We start from the raw sequence: 12267 nt of genomic DNA on the forward strand, positions 1-12267 counted from the left end.
CACCGCCACCAACGCCTTCTACGAAAACATGGCCTGGCGCTGGCCCAACTGGGCCAAACTGTTCTTCAACAACAAAGGCGTCGCCGCCCACACCACCGACATCTGCCAGAACTACCCCGCCAACGACATGTCCGTCTGGGACTGGCACTGAGCCGTCGGCTGTAACTGCCGTCACACCAGGTGGCCTGACCTGGTGAGGATCACTACGCCGCGGAACGCGGAAAGCTGTTGTCACATGGTGCAATTGGCCGGTGACAGTACCCGGTACCGGTGGTAACGAACTTGTCGACGACGTGGCCGATGACGGCCCGTTCAACGACGCGAAGGAGCCCCCGTACCGGATCGCCGGCGCGGTGCTGCTCGCGATCGTCGTCGCGGTCTGCGGTCTGACCTGGGCGCAGTTCCGGGGTTACTTCGACCAGAAATCCACCCTCGTCGTGATGGCGGACCGGGCCGGGTTGTCGATGGATTCGGGCTCGAAGGTCACCTTCAATGGGGTGCCGATCGGGCGGTTGACGTCTGCGGGCGTGTTGACCGACGGTGGCCGGTCCCGGGCGCGGCTGCTGCTCGACGTCGAACCGCGGTATCTGACCCTGATCCCGGCCAACGTGGACGCCGAGGTACGGGCCACGACGGTGTTCGGCAACAAGTACATCTCGTTGGTGTCGCCCGCCGATCCATCGCCGGAAACGCTCCAGCCCGGTTCGACGATCACGGCGGGGAGCACGACGACGGAGTTCAACACATTGTTCGAGACGATCATGGGTATCGCTTCGCAGGTGGATCCGGTCAAGCTGAATCAGACGCTGACCGCCGCGGCGCAGGCGCTCGACGGCCTCGGAGACCGGTTCGGGCAGTCGTTGGTCGACGGCAACGACATCCTGGGTGATCTGAATACCCGGATGCCGCAGATCAATCGGGACACCACCGGATTGGCGGAGCTGTCGGCGGTGTACGCGGACGCGGCGCCGGACCTGTTCGACGGGTTGACGAACGCGGTGACCACGGCGCGGACGCTGAATGCCGAGCGGGGCAACGTCGATCAGGCGCTGATGTCGGCGGTGGGGTTCGGCAACACCGCCGGCGACATCGTCGAGCGCGGCGGGCCGTATCTGGTGCGCGGTGCCATGGATCTGCTGCCCACCGGCAAGCTGCTGGACTACTACAGCCCCGCGCTACTGTGCACCCTGCGCAACTTCCACGACGTCGCGCCCCGGTTCGCCGACATGCTCGGCGGCAACGGGTACTCACTGGTGCTGGCCGATGAATTGGTCGGCGCCGGAAACGGTTACGTGTATCCCGATAATCTGCCGCGGGTCAACGCCAGCGGCGGCCCGGAAGGCCGGCCCGGCTGCTGGCAGCCGATCACCCGCGATCTGTGGCCCGCGCCGTACCTGGTGATGGACACCGGCGCCAGCCTCGCGCCCTACAACCACCTCGAACCCGGTCAGCCACTGGCGTCGGAATACGTATGGGGCCGGCAACTGGGCGAGGACACCATCAATCCCTGAGGCCGGGATCGACTAGTTTGACCGGGTGGCTCGTCCCAAACGCTCGAGCGCCACGGCCGTGGCGATCCTGACCCTGATCGGCGCGGCGCTGTGCACCCTGGCCGTCGGCGGACTCCTGCTCTACCCGTATTTCGTCGTGCGGCCGTGGCTCTACCATCCGGTGCTGTTCGGCGTCCCCGGCTTCCTGATCCTGGCGGTCGCCTGCTGGATGGGTTTCGGTCGCACGACACTGAAGTCGGCGGGCGTGCTCGTCTGCGCACTCGGCGCCGCGGTGGTGGGGTTCCTCGGCTGGTTCGCCGCGGCCTACGCCAGTCCCATGAACGAGGTGGGGACCTTCGAGGCACCGGACGGCTGGGCGCAGGTGGTGGCCTATCAGAGCACCGCCGGGTTCGCGCCGGACATGACGTGGGAACTGCGTCTGCACACCCGGCGCGGCCTGCTGTCGCGGGAGTCCAACCTGGGCTGCGTGAACTCGGATGCCATGTCGCTGGACCTGATTCAGTGGATCGGCCCCCGCACGGTGCGGGTGGGCCTGTCCCGTGGTGGGGTGATCGACATTGTCGTCGACGACCAGGGCAGGCCCGACCGCACCGTCAGCGGCGGCTGCTGAGTCAGGACAGGTGGTGGGTCTCCTGCAGCCCGTAGACCGGGGTGGGCAGACCCGCGTGGCGCGCCTTGAGCTGCAGCGCCAGGTACAGCGAATAGTGCCGGGACTGATGCAGATTCCCGCCGTGGAACCACAGGTTGTCCTGCTGGGTGGGCTTCCACATGTTGCGTTGCTCGCCCTCCCATGGGCCGGGATCCTTGGTGGTCTCCGACCCCAGGCCCCACACCTTGCCCACCTTGTCGGCGACTTCCTGGCCGATCAGGTCGGCAGCCCAGCCGTTCATCGAACCGAACCCGGTGGCATACACCACGACGTCGGCGGGTAGCTCCGTCCCGTCGGACAGCACAACCGAATTCGCGGTCAGGTGCGACACGTCGCCGTGCGCCAGCTTGATGCTGCCGTCCGCGATCAGATCGCACGCACCGACGTCGATGTAGTACCCGGAGCCGCGGCGCAGGTACTTCATGAACAGACCGGAGCCGTCGTCACCCCAGTCCAGGTCGAAGCCGGCAGCTTCCAGCCGAGCGTAGAAGTCCTTGTCCCGCTCGCGAATTGCGTTGTAGATCGGGATCTGGAACTCGTGCATGATCCGGTACGGCAGCGAGGCGAACGTCAGGTCGGCCTTCTCCGTGGTCATGCCCGCGGCCAGCGCCCGCTCCGAATACAGGTCACCCAGGCCCAGATCCATCAGTGAATCCGATTTCACGATGTGGGTGGACGACCGCTGCACCATGGTGACGTCGACGTCGTTCTCCGACAGTGCTTTGCAGATGTCGTGCGCGGAGTTGTTGGAGCCGATGACCACCGCCCGCTTACCGGCGTACTGGTCGGGCCCGGGGTGATGGCTGGAATGGTGTTGGTCGCCGAGGAAGGCGTTCTGCCCGCGGAATGCCGGGACGTTCGGCTTGCCCGACATCCCGGTGGCCAGCACCAGGTGCGCCGGACGCAGCGTCACCTTTTCGCCGTTGCGGTTGACCTCGACGGTCCAGCGCTTGTCCGTCTCGCTGTAGGTGGCGGCCACGCACGAGGTCTTCGACCAATACGGCACCTCCATCACCTTGGTGTAGAACTCCAGCCAGTCGCCGATCTTGTCCTTGGGCGCGAACACCGGCCAGTTCGGCGGGAACGGCAGGTACGGCAGGTGGTCGTACCAGACCGGGTCGTGCAGGCACAGCGACTTGTAGCGCTTGCGCCACTGATCACCCGGCCGCTCGTGCTTGTCGATGACGATGGCAGGCACCCCGAGCTGGCGCAGCCGCGCACCGAGCGCGATGCCGCCCTGGCCGCCGCCGACGACCACCACGTACGGCTGCTCGGAGTATCCGAGGTTGAGGTCCTCGTCGAGGCGCTTCTCCGCCCACGACCGTGTATCCGGATCCGATCCGTGCACGGCACCGAGGGTCCGGGTGGTGCCCTTGGGCTCCTCGTGGCCCTTGAGTTCCTGCAGGGTGGTCAGCAGGGTCCAGGCTTCATCACCCTTGAGCCGGAGATGGCCGACCCCGCGGCCGACGGCGGTCTCGAACTCGATGAAGGCCGTGGTCACGTCCCCGTCCGCGGTCGGGGTCTCGCGGGTCCGGAACCTCGACGGATCGGCGCCGGCCAACCGGTTCTCCAGCATCTCACCGATGGCGTATCGACCCTCCAGGGTCTTCAGGTTCCAGGTGAACGCCACCAGGTCACGCCAGAAGCTGTCGACGGCGAACTTGCCGACGACGCGCTCGATATCGCGGGTGGCCAAGGCGTGCTCGAAATCGGTCAGCCAGGCGTCGACCCGCTCCTGCGGGGACAACGTGGCCGGGGCAACGGGAAGGTCAGCGATCTGGGTCATGTGAGCCAGCACACACCCGAGTCGGCGGTGGTCACAAGGGTTGCAGGGGGTTGCACCGATAGGTGGCGCGAGCTTGCAACCCCCTGCAACTCTTTCCGACTGTGGTCCACGCCACATAGAACGGTGTCATGAAAGCAGCTGTCTACTACGGACCGAACAAGATCGACGTCACCGACGTGCCCAAACCCGAGCCCGGCCCCGGCACCGTGCAGATTCAGGTGGGCTTCAACGGCATCTGCGGGACGGACCTGCACGAGTACTTCGCAGGCCCCATCTTCGTGCCCACCGAACCGCATCCGCTGACCGGTCAGCAGCTGCCGTTGGTGATGGGCCATGAATTCGCCGGGACCATCACCGCCGTCGGCGCCGGGGTGCGGGGCTGGGCCGAAGGAGACCGGGTGGCGGTGGAACCCATCTACCGGTGCGGGCAGTGCCCGGCCTGCGCGGCGGGCAACTACAACATCTGCGCGCAGATCGGATTCCATGGCCTGATGTCCGACGGCGGGATGGCCGAGTACACCGTGGTGCCCACGAACATGCTGCACAAGCTGCCCGACAACGTGTCGCTGGAACTCGGCGCCCTGGTCGAACCGATGTCGGTGGCTTATCACGCGGCCACCCTCGGCGATCCCGACCGGGAGGGCACCGCGATGGTGTTCGGCGCCGGACCGATCGGCATCGGGCTGTGGTTCGCCCTGCGCGGCAAGGGAGTCGACGACATCTTCGTCGTCGAACCGGCACCCACCCGGCGGGCGGCCATCGAGGCGCTCGGCGCGCGCACCCTGGATCCCGGTGCGGTCGACGTGCCCGCATTCATCGCCGAGCACACCTCGGGCCGGGGTGCGGACGCGGTGTACGACGCGGCGGGGGTGGCGCCCGCGGTGGAGACCGCGCTCGCGTGCGTGGGGGCGCGGCGGCCGATGGTCAGCGTCGCGATCTACGAAAAGCCTTTGACCACACCACTCTTGCGGCTGGTGATGAACGAGTCCCGCATCCAGGGATCGTTGTGCTACACCTCCGCCGACTTCGAGGCCGTCATCGACCTGATGGCGCGCGGCGCCTACGACACCACCGGCTGGGTGACCTCCATCGGCATCGACGATGTGATCGATGAGGGATTCGAGGCACTACACGCCGGAGCCAAGATGAAGGTCCTGGTGCAGCCATGACCCGCACCATCGCGGCCCCGCTGCTCGACAAGATCGCCCTGGTCACCGGCGCCGGCCGAGGAATCGGCCGGGGCGTCGCCCTGGAACTCGCCCGCCAAGGCGCCGATGTCGCTCTCGTCGACGTCAATCTGGACGGTATCGCCGCGGTGGCCGACGAGATCGCCGAACTCGGTTCGAAAGCAACCACATTCGTGGCCGATGTGTCCGACCGCGACGCGGTGTTCGCCGCGGTGGCCCAYGCCACCTCCGCATTGGGTGGTTTCGACGTGATGGTGAACAACGCCGGTATCGCCTTGGTGGGTCCGCTCGCGGAGGTGACCCCGGCCGAGTTGGCGCGACTGTGGGCCATCAACGTCGACGGCGTGCTCTGGGGCATCCAGGCCGCGGTCGCCACGTTCAAGGAACTCGGTCACGGCGGCAAGATCGTCAACGCGTCTTCCATCGCGGGACACGAGGGGTTCGCGATGCTGGGTCCGTACAGCGCCACCAAATTCGCGGTCCGGGCGCTGACGCAGGCCGCGGCCAAGGAGCACGCCGCCGACGGCATCACCGTCAACGCGTACTGCCCCGGCGTGGTCGGCACCGACATGTGGGTGGAGATCGACAAGCGGTTCGCCGAACTGACCGGTGCGGCCGAGGGGGAGACGTTCGAGAAGTTCGCCGCCACCATCGCGCTGGGCAGGGCCGAGACCCCCGAGGACGTGGCCGGATTCGTCGGCTACCTCGCGGGACCGGGCGCCGATTACATGACGGGTCAGTCCGGGCTGATCGACGGCGGCATGGTGTACCGCTGAGGCCGGGCCGCCCGCGCGTGACAGCCGGTGTGATGGGGAGCACAATCGAGGCGATGCCCGGTTCGTCGATACCCGAACCCGCGGTCGCGCTCGGCGATGACCCGCGGAGCTATGCGCTGCTGCTGTCCGAGGTGTACGACGCCACCATGGCAGGCTCGCGGTCGCCCGCCAAGCCGCGCCTGGTCATCGAGGAATCATGGAAGAGATTGCTGGGCAAGGGGATTGACCCGGAACACCATTGTCCGCCGAACGTCGACCGCAGCGGACTGGACCTGCTGCGGCAATCCTCCGGGTTGATGACGGTGCTCGACGACATCGCCCGCGGTCTGGAATCGGTGCTGGCCGACGGGAACAACATCCTGGTGGTCGCCGACGCACGCGGGCGGGTGCTGTGGCGGTCCGGGGCTCCGCGGGTGCTGATGCAGGCCGATCGGCTGGGCTTTGTCGAGGGCGCCAACTGGGGTGAGACCGCCGTCGGCACCAATGCCATCGGCACGGCGCTGGTATCGCGGCGCGCGGTCCAGATCTTCTCGGCCGAGCACTTCCTGCGCAGTCATCACGCCTGGACCTGTGCGGGCGCCCCCATCCGGGACCCGCGAACCGGCCAGGTCATCGGCGCGGTGGATGTGTCGGGCCCGGTGGCGACGGTGCATCCCACCACCGTCGCGCTCGTCGACCTGGTGGCGCGGTTGGCCGAATCCCAGTTGCGGGAGGCGCACGACCGGACGCTGAACCAGTTGCGGGCCGTCGCCGCCCCGATTTTGGCCCGCATCGCCGCACCTGCGCTGGCCGTCGACGTGGATGGCTGGGTGGCCGCCGTCGGGGCATTGCCGCCGCATCATCGAATCCTGCTGCCGCAGAACGCCACACCGGGCCGGTCCTGGGTGCCCGCTCTGGGCTCGTGCGACCTGGAACCGTTGAGTGGCGGTTGGCTGGTGCGCCCCGTCGGGGACGATGACGCCGCGCCGGCGTCGGCCCGGGCCATCCTGGACCTGCGTGACACCGGTGCCCCGGCGCTCGAGATGGCCGGCCGGTTCGGGTCGTGGCGCCGTGACATCTCGCCGCGGCATGCCGAGATCCTCTATGTGCTTGCGACGAGACGGTCGGGCCGCTCCGCGCCGGAACTGGCGGAGGACCTCTACGGCGACCGTTCCCGGGTGGTCACCGTGCGGGCCGAGATGTCGCGGATCAGAAAGCAACTCGTGGGCATGATCGCCGCCCAGCCCTACCGGTTCGAAGAATCCGTAGAACTGGATGTGCGTTATCCCGAGGACATGCGCAGTTTCCTGGCGGCGTCGAACGCACCTGCCATTCGGGCCGCACGGGGGCGGTGACGGGTCAGCCGAGCAGGATCTGACTCAATTTGGTGGTGGTCGCGACGCCGTCGTCGTAGCCACCTTCGCCGCCGAGGGAGTTCATGATGGCGAGCGTGAAACGTGCGCTGGGCCCGGCGAATCCGACGGAGTTGATCACCCAGCCGCCCTGCTCCTGGGACCAGCCGTTCTTGTTGCCCGGAGCCATCGTAGGCCCGGCACCCCACACGCCCCACTGCTGATCGGCGCTGACCTTCTGCATCTCACCCGCGATCGCCGCGGCGTCCGCGGAGTTCATCTGGCCCAGAATGTAATTCATCAATCGGTCCAGATCGTTGGCCGTCGACTTCTGAAAACCCCAGTAGGGGAAGATATCGCCGAAACCGGGCTGTGGCTGCAGCGAGGTCATGCCGTAGCGCGGGAAGTCGGCGTTGAACGCCCGGTGGTCGGGTCCGCCGTAGCGCGACCACAGCGTGTCGGCGGCGTCGTTGTCCGAGTCGCGCAACATGGCGATCATCAGTTGCCGGTCCGCAGCGGAAAGGCGCAGGGCACCGGCCCTTTCCCGCGTCAGCAGGTCGACGACCATCGCGAGCTTGATGGTCGACGCGGTCCAGATCATGGTGTCGGCGCCTGCGTTGGCGTAACGCGCTCCGGTGCTCCGGTCACGCAGCACGTATCCGGTGACACCGGGACGGGTCGCCAGATAGCTGTCGGCCGCGGCGATGCGCGACTGAAGATCGGCCCGGGCTTGGGGCGCAACGAATCCCGTGAGCGCCAGCAGGGTGGTCAGCACCATCGCCAGACGAACAGCCCGTGTACTCATGCGGCACACGCTATCTGCCCGCCGTCCGATCATGCCGCATACGACGCCATGGACAACGAACCGTAGGTGTAACCGTCGACCAACCGGGCGGCCGCGGTGTCCGACGCCGCGACCAGTCCGGCGAAATACAGCGACGGGATGAAGTGATCCGGGGTAGGTACCGCCGCGGCGTAGTCGGGATGCTCGGTCAGTCGCACCAGGTCGGCCGGGGCCTCGGCGAGAAGTTCCCGGGCCGCATCGTCGAACCTTGCGGCCCAATCGAATCCGCTGTCCGCAGCGGCGGGATCCATGGCGCGCAGGTTGTGCACGATGTTGCCGCTGCCGACGATCAGCACCCCGCGGTCGCGCAGGCCGGCCAGTCGGGCACCCAGGTCGAGGTGGTAGTCCAACGGCTTCTCGGCGTTGATCGACAACTGGACGACCGGGATATCGGCGTCGGGGAAGGCGTGCACCAGCACCGACCAGGTCCCGTGGTCGATACCCCAGCTGTCGAGATCGGAGCCCACCCAGGTGGGTTGCACGATCTCGGCGATCTCACCGGCCAGTTCGGGTAGACCGGGCGCCGGATACTGCATGTCGTAGAGGTCGCGCGGAAATCCGTAGAAGTCGTGGATGGTCCGGGGGCTCGGCATCGCCGTCACCGCGGTCGCGTTGATGTACCAGTGCGCGCTGATGACGAGGATGGCGCGGGGCCGCGGAACGGACGCACCGAACTCCTGCCACGCCGAGGTGTATCGATTGTTCTCCAACGCGTTCATCGGGCTGCCGTGCCCGAAGAACACCACCGGCATTGTCATGTCGACCATTGTCCTCCGAGAACCACCGACTGCACGCGGAAGTACCGCTCGGTGAAGTCCTCCGGATCCAGCGGCTCGGCATCGTCGACCAGCCAGGTGATCAGCAGCGCCGTGCTGCCGCCGACGTAGGAGGTGGTCAGGTCCGCGAGCGCGTCGGCGTTGACGGTGTCGCCGAACTGCACGGCCAGACTCTCGCGGGTGAGTGGCGCCAGGACATGGGCGAGTTCGCGACTCAGCGCCAGGCCACCGGCGCTGAGCAGGACGGGACGGTAGAAGGCGCGGTGCCGCGCGAAGTGCTGGGCGTTGCTCAACACCCGCGCCCGGCCTCTCGGTAGCGCGGCGAGTGACGGAACCAACTCGCGGCGGAGCAGGTCGAGTGCGGTCTGCAGCAGCAGGGCGTCGCGGTCGCCGAACTGCTGGTAGGCGGCCTTGCGGCTGACGTTCGCGGTTTCGGCGATATCGGACATGGTGATCGCGGCGGTGCCGCGCGCGGACACCAGATCGAGGGCGGCCTGCATCAGCACGGCACGCGTGCGCTGAGCGCGAGGGTCGCGGACCGGCTCGGTATCCATGCGTCGAGTATGGGGCGCATACCCACTAAGTAACAAATGTTTCCTAGTTCTGTTAGGGTAGCTAGATAATCTCTCGGCCGAGCCGTTCTCCTGTCTGAAAGAGGAATGATGTCAATCGATTTCGAGAACGCCGGGCGGACGGTTTTCGATCTCACCGGCAAGGTGGTAGTCATCGTCGGCGGCGGTCAGATGCCCGGCCCCAAGTTGGGCAACGGCCGCGCCAGCGCCATCCTGGCGGCCCGGCACGGGGCGACGGTGGTCGCCGTCGACCGCGACCTCGGGTCCGCGCAGCAGACCGTGGCGTTGATCACCGAAGAGGGCGGCAGCGCCTACGCGCTGCAGGCCGACGTCGCGGAAAAGGACGACTGCCAAGCGATATTCGAGACCGTCCTGCAGCGGAGCGGCCGGGTGGACGGCATGGTCTACAGCGTGGCGATCAACCCGCCGTTCGACCGGCTGAACAACTCGATGACCACCGCCGACTTCGATCGCGGCATCAACGTGAACGTGCTCGGCTGCTACCACTGCAACCTCTTCGCCGCGCAAGCCATGGAGAAGAACGAGGGCGACACCACCGGCAGTATCGTCAACATCTCGTCGATCGCGAGCATCAAGAACGAGATCGGCCTGAACATCGGGATCATGCCGTACGCGCTGGGCAAGTGCGGTCTGAACTACCTCACCGAGGTGACGGCGGCCCAGTATGCGGAAGCCGGGATCCGGGCGAACACCTTGATGCTGGGACCGATCGATTCGCAGCTCGGCAATACCGATTCGCAGGCGTTGTTCGGGTTCGAGCCCGACGAGGTCGACCAGGCCTACCAGGACGTCCTGAAGCTCAAGATGGGCCGGGCCACCGCCTGGGAGACCGGCTACGCCGTGCTGTACCTGCTCGCCGACGAATCTCGTTTCATGACCGGGCAGCAGATCCGTCTCGACGGGGGCGCGACGCTGGTGCGCTGAGGACGTAGGTCTTGCGGTACCGCCGTACCAAATTAGGCTCACCTTACTTTGAAGTGAGCGAGGTGCTGAAATGCGTGACATCCGTGTGGCGGTGGTCGGGGCCGGTCCGGCCGGGATCTATGCGTCCGACATCCTGACCAGCGAACATCCCGGTGCTCGGGTCGATCTGTTCGACCGGCTGCCGGCGCCCTACGGCTTGGTCCGCTACGGCGTGGCGCCCGATCATCCGCGGATCAAGGAGATCATCAAGGCGCTGCGCCGGGTGCTCTCGCGCGACGAGATCAGGTTCATCGGCAACGTGCACTACGGCACCGACGTGACCCTGGCCGACCTTCGGCGCCACTACGACGCCGTGATCTTCTCGACCGGCGCCCGGGCGGACCGCTCGCTGGACATCCCCGGGACCGATCTGCCCGGCAATCACGGGGCCGCCGACTTCGTCTCCTGGTACGACGGCCACCCCGATGTGCCACGGACCTGGCCGCTGGACGCCGAACAGGTCGCCGTTCTGGGTGCGGGCAATGTCGCCCTCGACATCGCGCGAATGTTGGCCAAACCGGCCGATGAGCAGTTGAGCACCGAGATTCCCGGCAACGTCTACCAGGGACTCTCGCTGAACCGGGCCACCGACGTGCACGTGTTCGCCCGCCGCGGGCCGGCTCAGATCAAGTTCTCGCCCATGGAGTTTCGCGAGCTGTCGCACTCACCGAGTGTCGACGTGGTCGTGCACCCGGAGGGCTTCGAGATCGACGAGGCCAGTCAGAAAGCGATCAACTCGACCAAATCGGTCAAGCTGGTGGTCGACACGATGATGCGGTACATGGACAAGGAGCCCACCGGGGCGCCGCACCGCATCCACATCCATCTGTGCCAGGCGCCGGTGGCGGTGCTCGGCGCCGACCGGGTCGAGGGACTCCGAACCGAGCGCACCGAGCTGATCGGTGACGGAACGGTCCGCGGCACAGGTGAATTCACCGACTGGCCGATGCAGGCCGTGTACCGAGCGGTGGGATACCAGTCCTCACACCTGGCCGATCTACCCTTCGACCACCACGCCGGTGTGGTGCCGCATGACGCCGGCCGGGTGCTCGACGCGGACTGGATGGTGGTCGACGCGACGTACGTCACCGGCTGGATCAAGCGTGGCCCGATCGGGCTGATCGGTCACACGAAATCCGATGCGTCCGAGACGATCACCAGCCTGCTGGCCGACCTGCCCGCCCTTCGGCCGCCGGAGATCGCCGATCCCGATGCCATCCTGGAACACCTGTCCCGCAACGGGATCGACTACACCACGTGGGCGGAATGGGAACGTCTCGATGCCCACGAGATCGCGCTCGGCGTCGAACAGGGTCGCGAGCGGGTGAAGGTGGTGCCCCGGGATCACATGATCCGGGCCGGCCGCGACTAGTTCGGCGGCGGTGGTGGTTGCGGTTCGTACGGTGTGTACCACCACCATTGGGCGTGTTCGCCGGTCGGCGCTTTGTAGGGTTCGACGTCTGGTGGTGGGGTGGTGGGTGGTCGGGCCAGTGATCCGCGGTTCAGAGGTTTTCCGGCGTCGTCGGTGACGGTGAGGCGGTCGGCGGGCCCGGTGATCGTGATGCCACCCCGGTGATGCAACCGATGATGGTACGGGCAGAGCAGGATCAGATTGTTGAGTTCGGTCTGGCCGCCGTCTTCCCAGTGTGTGATGTGGTGGGCGTGTAGTCCGCGGGTGGCGCCGCAGCCGGGGACCGCGCAGCAGCGGTCGCGGTGTTCCAGCGCGCGGCGTAGTCGGCGGTTGATGGTGCGGGTGGCGCGTCCGGCGCCGATGGGTTGGCCGTCGCGTTGGAACCAGACTTCGCAGGTGGCGTCGCAGAGCAGGTATTGGCGGTCTTCGTTGGTCAGGAC

At 67.0% G+C, this 12267-nt stretch carries 13 protein-coding genes; 8 read left to right on the plus strand and 5 right to left on the minus strand.

Annotated elements, in window-relative coordinates; all coding sequences use genetic code 11:
* The 3 genes from AC1DY7_RS31040 to AC1DY7_RS31050 form a co-directional block, all read left to right on the plus strand.
* Positions 1-151: DUF5078 domain-containing protein (locus AC1DY7_RS31040; RefSeq protein ID WP_477496104.1), on the plus strand; the 151-nt coding region annotated here is incomplete at its 5' end.
* Between the two features lie 142 nt (positions 152-293).
* The gene (locus AC1DY7_RS31045) at positions 294-1511 is read left to right on the plus strand and encodes an MCE family protein (protein WP_477497611.1); all 1218 of its coding nucleotides are present in this window, start codon (positions 294-296) and stop codon (positions 1509-1511) included.
* A 25-nt stretch (positions 1512-1536) separates the two neighbouring features.
* Entirely contained in the window at positions 1537-2121 is a 585-nt protein-coding gene (locus AC1DY7_RS31050; RefSeq protein ID WP_477497602.1) for a hypothetical protein, read from the plus strand.
* A gap of 1 nt (position 2122) precedes the next feature.
* On the opposite strand, the gene AC1DY7_RS31055 is transcribed toward AC1DY7_RS31050, so the two are convergent.
* Complete coding sequence (locus tag AC1DY7_RS31055) at positions 2123-3946, minus strand: flavin-containing monooxygenase (RefSeq protein ID WP_477497603.1); 1824 nt, start codon at positions 3944-3946, stop codon at positions 2123-2125.
* A gap of 128 nt (positions 3947-4074) precedes the next feature.
* Between AC1DY7_RS31055 and AC1DY7_RS31060 the strand changes: the two genes are divergently transcribed.
* Genes AC1DY7_RS31060 through AC1DY7_RS31070 form a run of 3 tightly spaced genes read left to right on the plus strand, consistent with a single transcriptional unit; the run spans position 4075 to position 7243 of the window.
* Entirely contained in the window at positions 4075-5115 is a 1041-nt protein-coding gene (locus AC1DY7_RS31060; protein WP_477497604.1) for a 2,3-butanediol dehydrogenase, read from the plus strand.
* Entirely contained in the window at positions 5112-5909 is a 798-nt protein-coding gene (locus AC1DY7_RS31065) for an acetoin reductase (RefSeq protein ID WP_477497605.1), read from the plus strand. Before AC1DY7_RS31060 ends, AC1DY7_RS31065 begins: the two co-directional genes overlap by 4 nt.
* Positions 5910-5962: 53 nt before the next feature.
* Positions 5963-7243 carry a GAF domain-containing protein gene (locus AC1DY7_RS31070; RefSeq protein WP_477497606.1) on the plus strand — a complete coding sequence of 427 codons (1281 nt, stop codon included), beginning with the start codon at positions 5963-5965 and terminating at the stop codon, positions 7241-7243.
* Between the two features lie 4 nt (positions 7244-7247).
* Here the strand turns inward: AC1DY7_RS31070 and AC1DY7_RS31075 are convergent, their stop codons facing one another.
* The 3 genes from AC1DY7_RS31075 to AC1DY7_RS31085 are packed head-to-tail and all read right to left on the minus strand — an operon-like array spanning position 7248 to position 9414.
* Positions 7248-8018 (minus strand): serine hydrolase, encoded by a 771-nt coding sequence (locus AC1DY7_RS31075; protein ID WP_477497612.1) that lies wholly within the window; start codon positions 8016-8018, stop codon positions 7248-7250.
* A gap of 56 nt (positions 8019-8074) precedes the next feature.
* Positions 8075-8836: a 4,5-DOPA-extradiol-dioxygenase gene (gene ygiD, locus AC1DY7_RS31080; protein ID WP_477497613.1), complete on the minus strand. Its 762-nt coding sequence runs from the start codon at positions 8834-8836 to the stop codon at positions 8075-8077.
* Between the two features lie 2 nt (positions 8837-8838).
* On the minus strand, positions 8839-9414 hold the full coding sequence (locus tag AC1DY7_RS31085) for a TetR/AcrR family transcriptional regulator (RefSeq protein ID WP_477497607.1): 576 nt from the start codon (positions 9412-9414) through the stop codon (positions 8839-8841).
* A 108-nt stretch (positions 9415-9522) separates the two neighbouring features.
* On the opposite strand from AC1DY7_RS31085, the gene AC1DY7_RS31090 reads away from it, so the two are divergent.
* Both AC1DY7_RS31090 and AC1DY7_RS31095 read left to right on the plus strand, forming a co-directional pair.
* Complete coding sequence (locus AC1DY7_RS31090; protein ID WP_477497608.1) at positions 9523-10377, plus strand: SDR family NAD(P)-dependent oxidoreductase; 855 nt, start codon at positions 9523-9525, stop codon at positions 10375-10377.
* A gap of 70 nt (positions 10378-10447) precedes the next feature.
* Positions 10448-11788 (plus strand): FAD-dependent oxidoreductase, encoded by a 1341-nt coding sequence (locus tag AC1DY7_RS31095; RefSeq protein WP_477497609.1) that lies wholly within the window; start codon positions 10448-10450, stop codon positions 11786-11788.
* On the opposite strand, the gene AC1DY7_RS31100 is transcribed toward AC1DY7_RS31095, so the two are convergent.
* Positions 11785-12267, minus strand: a 483-nt coding sequence (locus AC1DY7_RS31100) for an HNH endonuclease signature motif containing protein (RefSeq protein WP_477497610.1), incomplete at its 5' end; no start/stop codon positions are given. The two genes, AC1DY7_RS31095 and AC1DY7_RS31100, sit on opposite strands and share 4 nt — an antisense overlap.

It is taken from the genome of Mycobacterium sp. P2_H7 (genome assembly GCF_056403275.1).